This is a genomic window from Streptantibioticus cattleyicolor NRRL 8057 = DSM 46488, from assembly GCF_000240165.1.
GTDB lineage: Bacteria > Actinomycetota > Actinomycetes > Streptomycetales > Streptomycetaceae > Streptantibioticus > Streptantibioticus cattleyicolor.
In genome coordinates, this window is record NC_017585.1 from 774,526 (window position 1) to 790,797 (window position 16,272).

14 protein-coding genes and 1 pseudogene are annotated in these 16,272 nt (G+C 74.0%); 6 read left to right on the plus strand and 9 right to left on the minus strand.

Annotated elements, in window-relative coordinates:
- Positions 1 to 371 precede the first annotated feature (371 nt).
- A pseudogene (locus SCATT_RS39935) lies at positions 372 to 635 on the plus strand (FUSC family protein); the annotation flags it as partial.
- Positions 636 to 1,726: 1,091 nt separating this feature from the next.
- Here SCATT_RS39935 and SCATT_RS37170 read toward each other — a convergent pair.
- The 3 genes from SCATT_RS37170 to SCATT_RS31115 all read right to left on the minus strand — a co-directional run bounded on the left by SCATT_RS37170 (position 1,727) and on the right by SCATT_RS31115 (position 4,304).
- Positions 1,727 to 2,581 (minus strand): arylamine N-acetyltransferase family protein, encoded by an 855-nt coding sequence (locus SCATT_RS37170; RefSeq protein ID WP_014151407.1) that lies wholly within the window; start codon positions 2,579 to 2,581, stop codon positions 1,727 to 1,729.
- Between the two features lie 87 nt (positions 2,582 to 2,668).
- On the minus strand, positions 2,669 to 3,247 hold the full coding sequence (locus SCATT_RS40485; protein WP_014151406.1) for a methyltransferase family protein: 579 nt from the start codon (positions 3,245 to 3,247) through the stop codon (positions 2,669 to 2,671).
- A gap of 139 nt (positions 3,248 to 3,386) precedes the next feature.
- The gene (locus tag SCATT_RS31115) at positions 3,387 to 4,304 is read right to left on the minus strand and encodes an alpha/beta hydrolase family protein (RefSeq protein WP_014151405.1); all 918 of its coding nucleotides are present in this window, start codon (positions 4,302 to 4,304) and stop codon (positions 3,387 to 3,389) included.
- A 139-nt stretch (positions 4,305 to 4,443) separates the two neighbouring features.
- Between SCATT_RS31115 and SCATT_RS31120 the strand changes: the two genes are divergently transcribed.
- Positions 4,444 to 5,028 (plus strand): TetR/AcrR family transcriptional regulator, encoded by a 585-nt coding sequence (locus SCATT_RS31120; protein WP_014151404.1) that lies wholly within the window; start codon positions 4,444 to 4,446, stop codon positions 5,026 to 5,028.
- Here SCATT_RS31120 and SCATT_RS31125 read toward each other — a convergent pair.
- On the minus strand, positions 5,025 to 5,792 hold the full coding sequence (locus SCATT_RS31125; RefSeq protein ID WP_231904913.1) for a thioesterase II family protein: 768 nt from the start codon (positions 5,790 to 5,792) through the stop codon (positions 5,025 to 5,027). The genes SCATT_RS31120 and SCATT_RS31125 overlap by 4 nt on opposite strands.
- Positions 5,793 to 5,976: 184 nt before the next feature.
- Here SCATT_RS31125 and SCATT_RS31130 point away from each other — a divergent pair, with 184 nt between their 5' ends.
- Positions 5,977 to 6,732 (plus strand): sulfite exporter TauE/SafE family protein, encoded by a 756-nt coding sequence (locus tag SCATT_RS31130; RefSeq protein ID WP_014151402.1) that lies wholly within the window; start codon positions 5,977 to 5,979, stop codon positions 6,730 to 6,732.
- Between the two features lie 66 nt (positions 6,733 to 6,798).
- Entirely contained in the window at positions 6,799 to 7,533 is a 735-nt protein-coding gene (locus tag SCATT_RS31135) for a tyrosine-protein phosphatase (RefSeq protein ID WP_014151401.1), read from the plus strand.
- A 46-nt stretch (positions 7,534 to 7,579) separates the two neighbouring features.
- Here SCATT_RS31135 and SCATT_RS31140 read toward each other — a convergent pair whose 3' ends face one another.
- Both SCATT_RS31140 and SCATT_RS31145 read right to left on the minus strand, forming a co-directional pair.
- Positions 7,580 to 7,984 carry a RidA family protein gene (locus tag SCATT_RS31140; RefSeq protein WP_014151400.1) on the minus strand — a complete coding sequence of 135 codons (405 nt, stop codon included), beginning with the start codon at positions 7,982 to 7,984 and terminating at the stop codon, positions 7,580 to 7,582.
- A gap of 106 nt (positions 7,985 to 8,090) precedes the next feature.
- Positions 8,091 to 8,801 carry a ScbR family autoregulator-binding transcription factor gene (locus tag SCATT_RS31145; RefSeq protein ID WP_014151399.1) on the minus strand — a complete coding sequence of 237 codons (711 nt, stop codon included), beginning with the start codon at positions 8,799 to 8,801 and terminating at the stop codon, positions 8,091 to 8,093.
- Between the two features lie 111 nt (positions 8,802 to 8,912).
- Between SCATT_RS31145 and SCATT_RS31150 the strand changes: the two genes are divergently transcribed.
- Together SCATT_RS31150 and SCATT_RS31155 are read left to right on the plus strand one after the other, a co-directional pair.
- Positions 8,913 to 10,124, plus strand: a complete 1,212-nt coding sequence (locus tag SCATT_RS31150) for an AfsA-related hotdog domain-containing protein (RefSeq protein WP_014151398.1) — start codon at positions 8,913 to 8,915, stop codon at positions 10,122 to 10,124.
- Between the two features lie 316 nt (positions 10,125 to 10,440).
- Positions 10,441 to 11,178: an HAD family hydrolase gene (locus SCATT_RS31155; RefSeq protein ID WP_014151397.1), complete on the plus strand. Its 738-nt coding sequence runs from the start codon at positions 10,441 to 10,443 to the stop codon at positions 11,176 to 11,178.
- Between the two features lie 79 nt (positions 11,179 to 11,257).
- Here the strand turns inward: SCATT_RS31155 and dhaL are convergent, their stop codons facing one another.
- The 3 genes from dhaL to SCATT_RS37790 all read right to left on the minus strand — a co-directional run bounded on the left by dhaL (position 11,258) and on the right by SCATT_RS37790 (position 15,678).
- The gene (dhaL, locus tag SCATT_RS31160) at positions 11,258 to 11,947 is read right to left on the minus strand and encodes a dihydroxyacetone kinase subunit DhaL (protein WP_014151396.1); all 690 of its coding nucleotides are present in this window, start codon (positions 11,945 to 11,947) and stop codon (positions 11,258 to 11,260) included.
- An 82-nt stretch (positions 11,948 to 12,029) separates the two neighbouring features.
- Positions 12,030 to 13,040 (minus strand): dihydroxyacetone kinase subunit DhaK, encoded by a 1,011-nt coding sequence (locus tag SCATT_RS31165; RefSeq protein WP_014151395.1) that lies wholly within the window; start codon positions 13,038 to 13,040, stop codon positions 12,030 to 12,032.
- 181 nt (positions 13,041 to 13,221) lie between these two features.
- Positions 13,222 to 15,678: a hypothetical protein gene (locus SCATT_RS37790; RefSeq protein WP_231904912.1), complete on the minus strand. Its 2,457-nt coding sequence runs from the start codon at positions 15,676 to 15,678 to the stop codon at positions 13,222 to 13,224.
- Between the last annotated feature and the right edge of the window lie 594 nt (positions 15,679 to 16,272).

Below are 16,272 nucleotides of genomic sequence, written 5' to 3' on the forward strand. Positions count from 1 at the left end.
TCCGCCGCCAGGCCGCGCAGGCCCCCGCCGCCGTCAGCGCCGACGAGGCCGAGGTACGCGCCCTGGCCCGCCGGGTCGGCGACCTCCTCGACTCCCTCGCGGACGCCCTCGCCCACTGGCTGGGCCTGGGCTGGAACTCCTCCACCGCCCGCGCCAAGGTGCCCTTCCAGCCCACCGTCGCGCTGGAACGCAACCGTCCGGCCGGCACCGGACCGGCCGCGCGGCGCCTGGCCGACCAGGGCGGCAGCGGCTGGCGGCGCGCGGTGCCGTACCTGCGCGCCCCGCTGCACGCCGGGATCGCCGCCGCGATCGTCTGCCCGATCGCCGACGCCCTCAACGCCCAGCGCTTCTACTGGGGCCTGATCGGCGTCATGATCACCCTGTTCGGCACCAACACCACCCACGAACGACTGCGCAAGCTGGGCCACCGCGTCGTCGGCACCGTCGTCGGCGCGGTGATCGGCATCACGCTGCTGCGGCTGATCGGCCCCGGACACGTCTACTGGACGCTGCTGGTCATCGTGGCCGGGCTGACCTTCGGCTCCTGGGGCATCCAACGCCAGTACGCGTACTGGGTGGTGGGCCTGGTCACCGCGCTGGTGCAGCTGTACGGGCTCACCACGCCGTACCCGAAGATGGACTGGCTGCTCACCGAGCGCCTGATGGACAACGCGCTGGGCATCGTGGTGGCCACGGCCTGCGCCGCCGTCGTCTTCCCGGTGTCCACCCGGAAGGTCGCGCGGGAGGCGGAACGCGGCTACCTGGCCGCCCTGGAGCAGTTGGTCACCCAGGTCGCCGAGCGCTGGCGGGACCCGGAGGCCCCGGTCCGGCTGCGCGGCGCCGCCCGCGCGGTCGACGCGGCGCTGCTCCAGGTGCGGAGCGTGGTCCGGCCGCTGGTGCGGATGCCCGGGGTCCGCGGACGTGCCGGGGACAACCTGCTGGCGCTGCTGGGTACCGCCACCCGGCACGCCCACGAGCTGGCCGTGGCGGCCGACGTCGACATCGACCTCGCACCGCCGCTGCGCGCCCGGATGGAACGCGTCACCGAGGTCCTCACCGAGTCGCTGCGCGCCCTGGACCGCCAGGTGGCCTGCGGGGAACGCGGCGGCACCTGGGTGCGGGTGAGCCCGGCCGTCCACGAACTGGAGTCGGCGCTGCACGGCCCGGCCGGCCCCCGGGCGGACCGGCTGCGCACCGCGCTACGTGAACTGGCCGCGCTGGACGAGGTGTTGGCCGGACTCGCCGACACCCGGGGGGATGACGACCACCACCGTGCCGGTCACCCCGGCGACCCCGGCCCCCGCGTCCGCCCCGGCCGCCGGCGCCCCGAGCAGCCCGGCGGCCCGCCGGACGCACGCCGCGCTCGCCGCCTGGGCCGCCCACACCCGGGGCGGCGCCCGGCCCGCGCCCCGTACCACCGGCTCCCCCGCCACGGCCGGCCAGGCGTCCGGCGCCCGCGCGACGTCCACCGTCGGCGGCACCCTGAGCTGCCCGCGCCACCCGGACGGCTGCGAGGCGTGGATCACCGTGGTCACCGACCGCGGCAACCGCCGGCCCCCGGTGCGGGCGGTCGGCGGCCGTTACCGTATCCCCGGGCTGGCACCGGGCGGCTACACCCTGATCGCCTCCAGCGCGGCGCACGCGCCGCGCGCCGAGTTCCTGCTGGTGGACCGGGCCGGGGACGACGTACGGCACGACATCACGCTGGACCCGGTCGGCTGACGGGTCACGACGCCGACGCCCCGCCGTCGGCCGCGCGGAGCCGGGCGACCACCAACTCGGCGTCCGCCCGGCCGAGTTCGACGCCGAAGACGTCCCGGCACACCTCGGGGACCTCGTGCGGGGCCAGTTCCCGTACGGTCGCGGGGTGCGGGGAGTGCGGGCGCGTGGTGGTCAGCGTGCGGCCGTCGAGCTGTTCGAGGCGGTCCGGGAAGAGGCGCTGGAGGAACGGACGGCGGTTGAACGGCGAGTGGTCGCCGGTGGCGACGAAGTGGTTGCCCATGGCGTAGTCGGCCGGGTACTGCGGGTCCAGGGTGAAGGTGTGGCGGACCATCCAGCCGCCGTCGGGGCCGGGCTGGTGGAGCGCCCAGCCACGGGCACCCGGGGTGACCTCCTGCTCGCGCAGCAGCAGCCGCCAGCCGTCGGCCTCGCTGCCGGCGCCGTCCACCAGCTCCAGCGGCTCCAGCGGACTGGCGCCGAAGCCCACGTCGCTCAGCCAGCGGCCCCCGTCGGCCTCCACCACCAGCATCGCGTGGGTGGCCGGACGGATCTTGTCCGAACCCATCAGGACCCGCCCCTGCACCCCGGTGAAGCGGAAGCCGAGGCGTTCCAGGGCGGCGGCGTGGAGCAGCACGTGCTCGAAGCAGTAGCCGCCCCGGCCCCGGCGCACCAGCTTGTCCTGGATGTCACCGAGGTCCAGGGAGACCCGGCCGCGCAGGATCACGTCCAGGTTGTCCCAGCGCAGGGTGAGCACGTGGGCCCGGTGCAGCGCCCGCAACGTCGCCAGGCCCGGGGTGCGGTCGCCGTCGTACCCCAGGCGGTCCAGGTAGGCGTCCAGGTCGAGTCGCTCGCCGTTCCACATGGGGTTTCCGTACCGCCTCGTCACTGTCCGGGTGTCGCTGTCCGGAGGGTGGACAACAGGGGCCCCGGGTCCGTTATTCCCCCGTCCTCACCACACACCGGGCACCAGCCGCCGGGTCCGGGCGGCGTACGAGCGGTACTCCTCGCCCAGCGCGTCGAGCAGCATCCGCTCCTCCACGCGGATCCGGTACCCCACCGCGACCAACGCGCACACCGCGAACAGCAGCCAGGAAGCGCCGTTGCCCAGCAGCACGGCGAAGGCCGACCCGGCCAGCAGCAGACCGCTGTACGCCGGGTGCCGCACCCACCGGTAAGGGCCCGAGGTGACCACCCGGTGGCCCTGCTGGATGTGCACCGTGCCCCGGAAGAACCGGCCCAGCGCCACGATCGCCCACAGCCGCAACGCGATCCCGGCCCACGCCACCACCAGCACCGTCACCCGCAGCACCGGTCCGTGCGCCGGATACGACACCGCGGGCACCGCGTCCCCGACCGGCCCGGCGAGGGCGACCCCGCCGCCGATGAGCACGGCGAACAGCGCGAAACTGAGCCACTCGGTGCGCTCGGTACGCGCGCTGTGCCGCCACTGGCGGGCCTGGAGCAGGAACTCCGCGGCCACCCAGACCCACAACGTCCAGGTGAGGGCGGTGTCCACGACATGACGCATGGGACGGACCTCCACGGCTGCGCTGCGCGCCCCGCGCACCTCGTCGCGGGGCGTCCTCGCCCCCCACGATGGCACCGCCGCCGGGTGGAGCGGCTCCACCCGTGGCTGGAGGCCCGGGTGGAGACTTCGGCCGGGCCCGTCACTTGCGGTCGATGCGCCCCAGCGGTTCACCGGCCGCGGTCAGGGTGCGACGGACGGCGGGCCACGCGTCGTCGAGGCCCACCGCGGTCCGCAGATACGCCAAGGTGGCGCGCTGGACGAGGGCGACGCGCTCGGGGCTTTCGTCGGTGGTCCGCGTGTCGTGGGCGCCCTGGATGCCGCCGAGTCCGTGTTCCGCGCCGAACAGGGTCAGCAGGTCGGTGGCGCCCGGACTCAGGTGGTAGCCGTCGGTGAACCAGTCGGGGCCCCGCACCGTCAGCGGGGACTGGTCCCGGTCACCGGCGACCACCAGGCTCGGTGCCTTCAGTTCGGCGAAGTCCGGGTTCATGAACGGGAAGTGCTCGGCCGCGAGCGGGCTCAGGTCGGCGCCGCCGGTTCCGGGCAGACAGAGCAGCACGGCCGCCCTGACGCGAGGGTCGGCCATGCTCGCACCGGGGGTGCCGTCGGCGTCGAGGACCCGTGCGCCCACGAGTGTGCTGGCGGTCTGCGCACCCCACGAGTGCCCGGCGACCGCGACGCGGTCGTGGTCGACGCGTCCGGCCAGCCCCGGCACCTCGGCTTCGACGGTGCCGAGCTGGTCCAGGACGCCGGTCAGATCGTCGGCCCTGATCCGCCATGTGCGCGGCGCGCGCGGGTCGTCGGGCGGCAGGCCCAGCGAGTCGAGGTGGGTCGGCTGCACGACGACGAACCCGTGCGAGGCCCAGAAGCCGGCCAGGGGCGCGTAGTCGTCCATGGTCAGCGTCGCGCCGTGCGAGAAGAGGACGACGGGCAGGTCACGTCCGGTCGTCGGCGCCGTGACCCGTACCTGCAGGTCGTGGCCGCGGCCGGGGGCGGGGAGGGTGACCGGCCGGACGGCGACGGTCGGGGAGGCGGGGGCGTCCGTGGTGGTGTCGTACATGAGGTGACGACCTTTCTGGACGGGCGTCGGGGCCCGTGCGGCGCGGTGAGCTGCCATACTGGAAATACGGAGCATCGCTCCGCATCACGAGACCACGATACGGAGCGACGTTCCGTTTCACAAGCAGGGGGTGTCCTCGATGTCCATGGACGAAACGCCGCCGCCCTCCACCGGCCGACGCAAGCGGTCCGACGTCCGCCGGAACGAGCAGATGCTCCTGGACGCCGCCGCGGCCGTGTTCGTCCGTGCGGGGGTGGACGCCCCCGTACGGGAGATCGCCGCCGAGGCCGGGCTCGGCATGGGCACCATCTACCGTCACTTCCCCACCCGGGCGGACCTGGTGGTCGCGGTCTTCCGGCACCAACTCGGCGCGCTCGCCGCCGCCGCGGACACTCCCCCCGCCGCCGACACCCCGTACGAGGCCCTGCGGCTGTGGGTCCACCAGTTCGCCGACTTCCTGGTGACCAAGCACGGCCTGGCCGAGGCGATGCGTTCGGACCAGGCCGGGTTCGAGAGCCTGCACGCCGAGTTCGTCGAGCGCCTGCTGCCCGTACTGGAGCAGTTGCTGACGGCGTCCGCCGCCGCCGGCCACACCCGCGCGGACGTACGCGCCTACGACCTCATGCTCGCCATCGGCAACCTGTGCATCGGGGTCGGCACCTTCCCCGACTACCAGGCCCGTCACATGATCGACCTGCTGCTCGCCGGCCTCGCGCGGCGTTAGCGCACCTTCGCCACGTCCGCCACGATCCGGTCGACCACCTGCCACGTGTCGTGCCGGAAGTAGAAGTGGTCGCCGGGGCTGAGCCGCAACCCCAGGTAGCGCTCGGTGTGGCCGGCCCATTCGGCGAGCCGCTCGGGCCGTACGACGATGTCCTGTTCGCCGCCGAAGACGGTGACCGGCACCGGGAGCTTCGGGGTGCCGGGGGCCGGCCGCCAGGTCTCGGCGAGCCGGAAGTCGTTGCGCAGCAGCGGTTCGAGCATGGCCCACCAGCCCGGGTCGGCGAGCACCTCCGGCGGGGTGCCGCCCATCGCGCCGACCACGCGGCGCAGTTCGTCGTCGGACAGCAGATGGCGCTGGACGACGTCCTGGTGCCCGTCGGCACGGGGCGCCCCGCGCGCCGAGAGCCCCAGCCACACCGGGAGCGGCAGCCCCTCGGCCATCAGCCGCAATGTCAGCTCGTAACCGAGCAGGGCGCCCATGCTGTGCCCGAACACCGCGAACGGCCGGTCGAGCCAGGGCCGCAGATCCTCCAGGAAGAACGTGACGACCTGCTCCGCGGTGGGCAGCACCGGCAGGTCGGCCAGCCTCCCCCGCCCCGGCGCCTCCAGCAGGCACACCTCCCAGTCGGCCGGGAACAGCGCCGGCCAGTCGCGGTACGCCAGATGCGATCCCCCCGCGTGGTGCAACAGGAAGATCCGCAACGCCGCATCCGGCACCGGCCGCGGACACACCACGGAACGCCTCTGGACCACTTGAGTCTTCACGCCGCCCATCCAACACACCCCCGCCGCCGCTGATCAACCGCCTTCCGCCGGCGGACCGTCGGGTGTGGGCAAGGCAACATGGGTCCGCCGTGGCGCGCTGTCCACGCCGATGCCGCGGATTGGCCCCCGTCCCGCCGGGGCAGGACGATGGGCGCGGGGCGGCGAGGGCGACGGAGGGCGATTTGTGCAGGCGTGGGGCATGGCAGCCGTCGGTGTCGCCGGTGTGGCGGCGGGCGGGATCAACGCGGTGGTCGGGTCGGGGACGCTGATCACGTTTCCCACGCTGCTGGCGCTGGGGTGTCCGCCGGTGGCGGCCAATGTGGCCAACAACATCGGGTTGGTGCCGGGGGTGATCGGCGCGGTCCACGGGTACCGGCGGGAGTTGGCCGGGCAGCGGCGCAGGGCGGTGCGGTTCGGTGTGGCGTCGCTGGTGGGCGGGGTGGCCGGGGCGCTGCTGTTGCTCCGGTTGCCCGCCGGGACGTTCAAGGCCGTGGTGCCGGTGCTGATCGTCATCGCCTGCGTGCTCGTCCTCCTCCAGCCCCGGCTCAACCGCTGGACGGCCCGCCGCCAGGGCGAGGGCGGGGCCGACGGCGGCGTACCGCTGTGGCTCGGCGTGCTGTGCACCGGGGTGTACGGCGGCTACTTCGGGGCCGCGCAAGGCGTCCTGCTGATGGGGTTGCTGGGCAGCTTCCTGCGGGACCACGTGCAGCGGCTGAACGCGGTGAAGAACGTCCTGACGGCGACCGTCAACGGCGTGGCGGCCGTGGTCTTCGTCCTGACCACCCGGGTGGACTGGCCGGTGGCCGGGGTGATCGCGGCCGGGTCGACGGTCGGCGGGGTGGTGGGCGCCCGGATCGGCCGCAGGCTCCCGCCGAACGTGCTGCGCGGCGTGATCTTCGTGGTCGGCGTGACCGCGGCCGTGGTGACGATCGTCCGCTGACCCACGGGCGCGGGCCGTGCCGTCGTGCTCTTTCCCACGGCCCGCCCGGACCATAAGGTCCGGCACATGCTGAGGCATATCGAATTCGAGCGGCTGCACAACTTCCGCGACATGGGCGGCTACCGCACCTCGGACGGCCGCCGGGTGCGCCGGCAACGGCTGTACCGGTCGGACTCGCTGGGCAAGCTCCAGGGCGAGGACTGGCAGCGCTACCTGGCGCTCGGCGTGCGTACGGTGATCGACCTGCGGTATCCGTGGGAGATAGCGGCCCGTGGCCGGGTCCCCGACTACCAGGGGCTCGAGTACCACAACCTGAGCATCGAGCACCGCCCCTACGACCAGGCGGAGATCGACCCCGGGGTCGATCCGTGGCGGTATCTGGCCGACCGCTTCGCCGAGGTGGCCGCGGACGGCACCGCCGAGATCCGGCAGGCGCTGGAGACGGTCGCCGCCGCCCCGCCGGCCCCGGTGGTGATCCACTGCGCCTCCGGCAAGGACCGCACCGGGCTGCTCGCCGCACTGCTGCTCGCCCTGCTCGGGGTCGGTGAGGACGACATCCTGGCGGACTTCGCCCTCACCGAACTGGCCAGTGAGCGCCTGGTCGCCGACTGGCGCACCGCCAACCCCGAACGCACCCTGAAATGGCCCGCGTTCGGCCGCGCCCCGGCCAAGGTGATGCGGCTCGTCCTGGACGACCTGGCCGCCGTCTACGGCTCCGTCCACGACTACGCCGTCAAGGAGGCCGGGGTCCGCGAGGAGGTGATCGAGACGTTGCGCGCCCGCTACCTGGTCCGCGAGTGAGCGCCACCGGGCCGGCGGGGACGGACCCCGCCGGCGTACCGGGCGGTCACCCGGCGACGAGCGCCAACGCCTCGGCCTCCAGCAGCAGTCCGGGCCGGAAGAGCGCCGCCACCTGCACGGCGCTGCTGGCGGGCGGACGCGTGGTGTCCACGAACTCGTCCCGCGCCGCGCGGATCGCGGGCAGGTGGGCCACGTCGGTGACGAAGTAGGTGAGCTTGACGACGTCGTCGAAGGTGGCACCGGCGGCGGCCAGAGCGCGGCGCAGGTTCTCGAAGACCTGACGGGCCTGGGCGGCGGGGTCGTCCGCGCCGACGATCTCGCCGTGCGCGTCGAGCGCCACCTGCCCGGAGACCACGACCAGCCGCCCGGTGCCGGTGACCACGTGCGCGTACCCGTTGCCCGGGGCGATGCCCTCCGGTGCCGTGATGTGGGTGATGCGTTGCTCGTTCATGACGGGCATCCTCGTGCATGGCCGACGACCGCCGCGGCCGGGGGCCTCGTTCACCCGAACGGAGTAGCCGACGTACGGTGACGCGCGCCGCGTTGGTGCCGCCGTGTCAAAGGTGGAGCATCGGCGAGGCCGCCGCCGGGCATGGTTCTCCTGCGGCGCCGTCCTCCTCGCCGCAGCCGCGGTCGCCGCCGCCCGGGCCGGAGCGCGCCCGGGCGAGCAGCGCCTCGGTCTCCGGCCGGGCCTGGAGCGACGGCAGCAGCAGCCGCCACAGATCGGCGAGGCGGTCCTCGATCGCGTCCCGGCCGTCGAGCGCGTCGGAGACGGTGTGCAGTCCGAAGAAGGCGCACACGATGCCGTGCGCGGCGCTCGCCGGCTCGATGTGCGCCGCCAGTTCCCCCTGCTCCCGCGCCCGGCGCAACGCGCGCCGCACCACGTCCACCCAGCCGACGAACGGCACCGGCAGCGGGGCGTCGATGGCCTTGCGCTCGGCCCACAGCCGGGATCCGGCGCTGACCACGATGTCGTCCCGGAACGCCCGGGCCACCTCGAAGCTCAGCCCGACCAGCCGGTCCAGGGCGGGCCGGCCGGTGGTGGCCGCGTACCGCTCCACCAGCGCGGGCCAGGTGGCGAAGTGCGCCTCGACGATGGCCAGGGCGAGGTTCTCCTTGTTGCCGTAGTGGAAGTAGATGGCGCCGCTGGTGCGTCCGCTACGCTCGCTGATGTCACTGATGCTGGTGCCCGCGTACCCTCGTTCGTTGAACAGTTCCGCCGCCGCCAGCAGTACGGCCCTGCGTGTGGTCTCCGCCCGCTCCTGCACCTGTCTCCCCGCTTGCTCGGTGTTCCGCCTGAATGGGGGAATCTAGCGGTTCGGCACGCCTTCGCCGGGTGTGCGCATGCATGTCGGACCAAGTTGATATCTCCTGTTCGTATGGATGGCCGCAACGGCATCGCGCAGGCGCCGCTGAGCTGGTCCCGGACGGTCGCGCGGGAACTGGTGCACCGGGTCTCGGTGGCGGAGGTGCTCCTGACCGACGTACGGGCGCTGGGCGGGGACCGGTTCGTCGCGGCGGCGCAGTGGCCGCGTTCCCATCCGACGTTCACCCGCGGCGCGGACGACCTGCACAGCCCGTTGCTGCTGGTGGAAACGGTGCGGCAGCTCGGCATCTACATCCCGCTGCTGCACTACTCCGTGCCGTCCGACGCCCACTTCGTCATCCGGGACGTCGCCTTCGAACTCGACCCGGAGGCGGAGCCGCGGGCCGGTTACGGCGCCACCGAGATCACCTGTGCCGTGACGGTCCGCGCGCTGCGCCCGATGGCGCCCGCGACGGCGCCCGGCGCATCCGCCGGAGCGCGTACGACGGCGAACACACCGACGGAGGCACGCGGACACACCATGGCGCGCGGAACACTCCGCGCTCCGGAGCGCACCCCCTCACCCGGGCGCGCACACCCCGTCCCGGGCAACGGCGCACACCCCGCCACCCCGCCCCTGGCCGCGCTCCGGATGCAGGTACGGTTCCAGGCCGGGAACCGTACCTTCGCCCGCGCGGACGGCGGCGCCCGATTCATCGACCCCGAGCGTTACCGCGAGATGCGCCGCTTCTCCGCCCCCGCACACCAAGTGGACCCAGCCTCCCGGCGGCTGGCCTCCGCGCACCGGCTCTCCCCCGCCCCCGACCGCCACCACGGCCCCGGCCACCCCGCCTCCCCGGCCGCCCACACCACGCACCGGGTACGCCGTGCCGTGCTGCGCGAGAGCGTGCTGCAGAACCACGCCCGCCCCTCCCCCGACCTGGTCGGCGTGGCCACCCCGCACGACGTGATGCTGGCGTTCACCGGCGCCGACGGCGGGCTGCGGGTGGATCCGGCGGACGCCCGGCACCCGTTCTTCTTCGACCACGGCAGCGACCACGTGCCCGGGATGGCGCTGCTGGAGGCGGGGCGCCAGGCGGTCGCGGTACGCAGCAACGGGCTGCTGCGGCGGCCGGTGGCGGGGCGGATGCGGGCGCTGCGGTTCACCGAGTCCGACCCGGCCGCGCTGGTGGAGACCGGGTTGCGCGGCCCCCGTTCCCTGTTCCGGATCCGGCAGGGTGGCGTGGTCACGGTGATCGGCACCCTGCGGTACGCGTCGCGCTGACGGCCGGTCCGTTCCGTTCCGTGCCGACACCGCTCCGTTGCCGCCCGGTGGCCGTTTCCGCACCCGCTGACGGACCGCCAGGCCACCTTGTGTCACCCAAAGGGCGGTATTGACTACCCTCTGTGCCGGACGTAACGTATCGATCGTTATGTTCCGGGCGAAGGCGACTGTGCCCACCGGAGTTTGCTGTGCCTGCCGGAGTCGGCATCCGGAAAGGCGCGAACCCCCGCCTCGTGGCATCCCCTGCTGACCGCACTTGCGTGCCACCCGGCACCGACGCCGAGCCGGACACTCCTACCAGAGGAACGGCAGACGCATGACAGCAGAACGCATCCTCGAATCCACCCCCGCCGCCGTCGTCTTCGACTGCGACGGCACCCTGATGGACACCGAACGGCACTGGGAGGACGCCCGCGAACTGGTGCTCCGCAGCTACGGCTTCGAGGCCGACGCGGAGTTCGCCGAGCGCAGCAGAGGCCTGCACTACGCCGACTGCGGCCGGCTGATGGCCGAAGCGTCGGGCCACCCCGAACTCGCCGCCGAGATGACCGGCCGGCTGCTGGAGATGTTCCGCAAGCTGGTCGCCGACGACCCGGTCACCATGCCGGGCGCGGTGGAGTTCGTCCACCGCACCGCCGAGTTCGCGCCGCTCGCCGTGGCCAGCAACTGCCCGCGTGACGTGGTGGACTCCTCACTCGCCCACGCCGGGCTGCGCCAGCTCTTCCGCCACATCGTCGTCCCCGAGGGCGACATGGCGCCCAAGCCGCGCCCCGACGTCTACCTCACCGCCGCCCGCCTGCTGGGCGCCGAACCGGCCGAGTGCCTGGCCGTGGAGGACTCCGACTGCGGTGTGCGCGCCGCCGTCGCCGCCGGACTGCGGGTACTGCGGGTCGGCCCCCGCCCGCCCACGGAAGACAGCGGCGACGCCGACCTGTGGGTCCCCAGCCTCGACCACAGCAAGCTGCTGGCCTGGGCGGACAGCCGCCCCTCCCGGCGCACCCTGCGGCACCCCGCCCCCACCCCCGGCCCCGCGACCTACCGGGCCACCGGATGACCCGGACCCCGGGGCCGCGTCCCGTGAAGAAACGGTACGGCCCGCGAACCGTCCAACACACCCAAGAACTGATGTTGTGTCAGTTCTGAACGGCGGGCTGCGCACCCCGCGGCACGAACGGGGCCAGCGACGCCACCGGCCGCCCGGCCGAGGCGAACAGCAGCCCCACACCGACCGCACCCGGATCGGGCACCCCCACCGCACGGTCGCCGAGGTAACTCGCCCGGCCCCGGCGCGCCCGCAACCGGGCGGTACGCAGCACCCCCTCCCACGCCCCGTCGGCCGCGGCCCGCAACGCGCACCCCGGCGGTGCCTGCGCCCCGCTGCGCTGAAGGCGTTCGACGGCCGGGGTGAGCGCGTCCACCAGCGTCTTGTCGCCGGGCACCGCCTCGCCGACCCGCTGCACGGCCGCCAGCCCGGCCGCCGTACCCGCCGTCAGCGCGGCGGTGGTCAGCCGCGGACCCACGTCCGCGGCGGCCACCGCCAACTCCTGGAGCACCAGCCCGAACAGCGGCCCGCTCGTGCCGCCCACGTCGTCCAGGAAGACCCCGGCCGCCGCCTCCAGCGGCGCCGCCGCGGGCCACTGCCCCGACGGCACCGGCAGCGCGTCGAGCGCGGCCACCACCGAGGAGAGCCCCGTCGTCAGATTGATGCCGAAGTCACCGTCGCCCACCTGCTGGTCCAGCGCGGTCAGTTCGGCCCGCGTCGCCTCCGCCGAGGCCGCGAACCGCCGCATCCACCCCGCCGTGAAACCACCGTCGAACTCCATGCGACCACCACCTCATCCCGTCGGCGCCGGGCCCACCGGTCCGGGGCACGGTCACAACTCGGAGCCCGCTCGGCCCCGCCCCTCACGGCTCCAGCCCCGAATACCAGGCCGCGGTACGGGCCGGGGCGTCGAACAACTCGATCGTCCGGTCGTCCCCGGCCAGCAACGACAGCGAGAAACCCCGCATGTCCAGCGCGGTGGTGAAGTCACCCACCTTGCTGCGCGCAACCGTCACCCCGCGCTCCGACAGCACCCGCGCCACCTCGTGGAAGACCGCGTACAACTCCAGCCGGGTCACCGCCCCCAGACTGTTGACCAGCACCACCAACGGGGTGTCCGGCGTCGGCGCCAACGCGTCCAGCAGCGCCCCCGCCATCCGCTCCAGCAGCTCGCGCAGGGGCTCCTGGCCGATCGAACGGTCCGCCCGCTCACCGTGGATGCCCACCCCGTACTCCAGCACCCCGGGCGGCAGGGTGAACGCCGGCTCGCCCGTGGTCGGCGAGGTGTGTGCCCGGGAGGCCACCGCGATCGTCCGGCACCGTGAGGTCAGCGAGGCGCCCAGCGCCGCCAGGTCCTCCAGACCGCCGCCCTTGTCGGCAGCCGCCCCGAGGACCTTCTCGATCAGCACGGTCGCCGCCGTCCCCCGCCGTCCCACCGCGATGTCCTCCGACTGTGAGGCCAGGTCGTCGTCGACGAGCACCCGGGCGCACGGTATGCCGCGGTGCGCGAGGCGTTCCGCCGCGATACCGAAGTTGATGCGGTCACCGGTGTAGTTCTTGACGATGTGCAACACACCGTCGGGCCCGGCCACCTCGCAGGACGCCTCGAAGATCTGCCTGTTGTGCGGCGAGGCGAAGATCCTGCCCGGACACGCCGCGTCCAGCATCCCCTCACCGACGAACCCCAGGTGCATCGGCTCGTGCCCCGAACCGCCCCCGGACACCAGCCCCACCCGCCGCGACGCCGATCGTCGCCGCGCGTACACATACCCCTGCCGGGCATCGTGCACCACAAGTTCGTGATGGGCCTCGGCGAACCCCGCCAAGGCATCGTCCACCAGGGGATCTGTGGCATTCGCGAAGTACGGGCCCATGGCGGCTCCTGAAGGTACGTGGCGTCCGGACAGCGGAAGCCATACCTCTCTCCCGCAACACATCCTCCGGCCGTCCCGGCCCACCGGCAACTCGCTCACCCCCCGCCCCACCGGAGCCCGGCCCCGTCCATAACACATCCCTCCGCCCCACGCACCCGGCCGGACCCCCGGTGACCCCGGATCACCGCGCCGAGGCGGCCGGACGCCCGGCACGCAGCGCCGCCCGGACCCGGTCCGCCTGGCGGGCGTAACGGTCGGGCTCGGACGCGTCCGTGGCCGTGGCGGCGCGCTGTGCGGTGATCCGCGCCTCCAGCAGGTGGCGGGCGGTACGGGACCGGGCGGCGTCGGCCTGCCGCTGGGCTTCGGCGAGCGCCTGCGCCCGGCGTACCCCGGGGGCGCGCAGGGCGGTCTCGTACGCCCGGCGGGCCTCCGCTTCCGCCTCCGGCGCGCGGGCCAGCAGCGCCAGCGCCGTCCGGCGGTACTCCGCCGCGGCCAGCTCCGCGGTGAGCCGCGCCTGGACGGCGAGCCCTTCCGGGGTGCCGCCGGCCGCGGCCATCGCGGCGCATTCGCGCTCGATGCGGGCGCGCAGGTTGGCCTCGGTCAACTCGGCGGTACGCCGCCCGGCCGCGCTGTCGCCCGGCTCGGTGGAGGCCGCCACGACCAGGGCGACGGCCCGTTCCACCACCGCGTGCACCGCGCGGCGCCCGGTGCACGCCGCACACCGGCCCGCCGACCGTTCGGCGCCGCAGTCCGCGCAGGCGAGCGCCTGCCGGGCCCGTTCGGCGGCCTCGGCCTCCGCCCTGCGCCGCGCCGCCTCCGCCTCACGCGCCGCCCGCCGCCGAAGGTCCTGCTCCCGGCGTACGGCGGCCTGCCGCGCGTCCTGCCGGGTACGGGCGGCCAGGCGGCGTTCGGTCTCGGCGCGGCGCTCCGGCTCGGGGGCGTGCGCCATGCCCGCGGTGACCTCCTCGGCGACCACGCGCCGTAGCGTGCGCCGGTCGGCGACCCGCAGCGCGCAAGCCGGGCACGTCGCGCCGGTGTCCATGCGCACCCCGTCGTCGCACCGGACGTCCCCGCATGCGCCCCGACGCGGCAGCCCGCGCCCCAGCAGCCACCCCACCGGGTCCGCCACCGCCTGGGGCCCGCCCTGCTCGCACAGCCGCCGGGTCAGCCGCTCGGCCAGCATCCGCGCGGCCGGATCCACCCCGGTCACCCCCGCGATCCGGGCCAGCTCGTCCCGCGCCGCCCGGGCCACCCGGATCCGGGCCCCCGCCCGGTCCAGCCGCGCCCACACCGCCGCCACCGGCGCCAGCGCCTCCCGCAGATCCCTCGGCGGCGCCGACACCGCGAAAGCGGCCAGCGGATCGGCGCCACGCGAGCGTTCGGCACGGGCGGCGGGGATCTGTGGCCGTTCCCCGCGCAGCGGGCGTCCGGCACCACGCCGGACGGAACGCTTCCCGACGGGCTTGACCCCGGCGGCACGGGCCCCCTCGCGCGCATCCGCGCGCTCCGGCCGACCACCGGACCCCCGACCGGCTACGCCGGAAAAGCGGGAACGAACGGTGACATGTGGCGAAACCTGGGTTGGTGAAGGGTGGTTGGGGTGAAGTGGGACAGCAGCGGGGTGCTCTGGAACCTCGCTGTCCGAATGCTGTGAGACCACCCCGATCCCATGGGCGGTACGGGTTCCGTCGGCCCCCTCCGCACCGGGTCCCCCGGGTGCAGCAGCGGGGCTGCGGAGTTCGGCACGGTCGGCGAGGTCGTCGAAGGACGCCTGCGCCCAGCCGTCGCCCGCCAACTCCCCGTTCTCCTCGGCCTGATGAGCTTCCTGAGCGCCATCGGGACCACCGTCGTGACCGTGACGGCAGCAGTCGCAGAGGATCACCCGATCGGGGGAGGGCTGCGTTTCCTCCTCGTTGACGGAGGAGACCTCGGAGGCCGGGAACATCTCGTCGAACTCGTCGTCGTCCTCGAACGGTTCGTCCCACGAGGACTCGTCCGCCGAACCGTCGCCGCTCCGCCCGTTGGCCGCCGCGACCGCGGGGACCACCAGCCGGGTCTTGCCGAAGAGCCCGGAACTGGTCTTCACCGGCACGGTGACGACGGCCTCCAGCCGCTTGAGCCGGGCCAGCACCTTGCTGCCGCCGGAGATCGAACACCCCAGGGCCCGGGCCACCGTCGCCGCCGCGCGCCCCCGTCCGTCCGGCAGCGAGCCGCCCACCAGCCGCACCCGCCCGTCCGAGCCGGCCTGGAGCACCAGCAGCAGCAGCGCGAGCCGGTCCGTGGCCGCCCCCCTCCCCCGCTGCCCCGCCAGCAGCCCGGCGGGCGTCGCGCCCTTGCCCCACCCCGGTGCGAACAGCGCCTCCAACAGGCGCAGCAACGTGACCAGTTCCTTCTTGGACAGCGCCAGCGGATGGCCGACGTCACCACGGCGCCGGGCCTGCCACAACGGCATGACCACGCACTCCAGCCCGGTGGTACGCCCGGAATCCGTCCTGGTGGTACGCCGGGTCACCGCCCGGGACTCCTTGAGGGAGGGCAGCACGGTGTGGTCGACCATCGACTCCGACATCCCGATCCAGCGCCCGAGTTCACCGGCGCGGATACGGGTGCGGCAGGTCCGGTGATCGGCCTTGGCCATCAGCACCACGGCACTGAGCCGGGCCGCATCCGTCAACCCGACGAGCGGCTGTTCATCCAGCAGGGTCCGTACGGCGGTGTAGAGGCGCCGACGCATCCCGGGCCCGAGGTGCAACGGATCCCCAGGACCCCGCATCGGAGCGGGTCCGGCCTGGTCAGCGGCGGTACGAGCACGCTGCCGGGGAGCACGGGAACGGGGTGGACGGACGGTCGCAGGCGCGTCGTCTGCGGTGGGTGGGGTCGACTCCGGTGGCGCGCCATCACCTGTTTGAGGCAAGAGTGAGCCGACCCTTGTGCGGGTAGCTATGATTTACTCCGGTAAGTGAGACAGAGGGGGAGGCCCCTCCACCTAGCTCGGAACTCTGAATGGCATGGGAACCAGATGAAGGCCGCGTAGGGTGGAAACGACCTTCAGTCAGAGCTGGACGACGAGTTCAGTAGAGGCTGGATGTCACCTCCTTCTCGACAACGCGAGTGGCCCGGGAGTGCAGATCCCGGGCCACTCCGCGTTTCGCGGCTGTGTCTGTGGCCCCGCTGCACCGACTGGGGCTGAGCCCAGGGGAAGGCCGCGGGTAAGACATCGCTGAGTCGGTCG

What these genes read in the sequence shown, in the direction of transcription:
- SCATT_RS31155 (WP_014151397.1), top strand. Translation starts at nt 10,441, where the DNA reads ATGACAGCAGAACGCATCCTCGAATCCACCCCCGCCGCCGTCGTCTTC.
- SCATT_RS37790 (WP_231904912.1), bottom strand. Translation starts at nt 15,678, where the DNA reads ATGGCCAAGGCCGATCACCGGACCTGCCGCACCCGTATCCGCGCCGGT.
- SCATT_RS40485 (WP_014151406.1), bottom strand. Translation starts at nt 3,247, where the DNA reads ATGCGTCATGTCGTGGACACCGCCCTCACCTGGACGTTGTGGGTCTGG.
- SCATT_RS31150 (WP_014151398.1), top strand. Translation starts at nt 8,913, where the DNA reads ATGGATGGCCGCAACGGCATCGCGCAGGCGCCGCTGAGCTGGTCCCGG.
- dhaL (WP_014151396.1), bottom strand. Translation starts at nt 11,947, where the DNA reads ATGGAGTTCGACGGTGGTTTCACGGCGGGGTGGATGCGGCGGTTCGCG.
- SCATT_RS31135 (WP_014151401.1), top strand. Translation starts at nt 6,799, where the DNA reads ATGCTGAGGCATATCGAATTCGAGCGGCTGCACAACTTCCGCGACATG.
- SCATT_RS37170 (WP_014151407.1), bottom strand. Translation starts at nt 2,581, where the DNA reads ATGTGGAACGGCGAGCGACTCGACCTGGACGCCTACCTGGACCGCCTG.
- SCATT_RS31140 (WP_014151400.1), bottom strand. Translation starts at nt 7,984, where the DNA reads ATGAACGAGCAACGCATCACCCACATCACGGCACCGGAGGGCATCGCC.
- SCATT_RS31120 (WP_014151404.1), top strand. Translation starts at nt 4,444, where the DNA reads ATGTCCATGGACGAAACGCCGCCGCCCTCCACCGGCCGACGCAAGCGG.
- SCATT_RS31115 (WP_014151405.1), bottom strand. Translation starts at nt 4,304, where the DNA reads ATGTACGACACCACCACGGACGCCCCCGCCTCCCCGACCGTCGCCGTC.
- SCATT_RS31165 (WP_014151395.1), bottom strand. Translation starts at nt 13,040, where the DNA reads ATGGGCCCGTACTTCGCGAATGCCACAGATCCCCTGGTGGACGATGCC.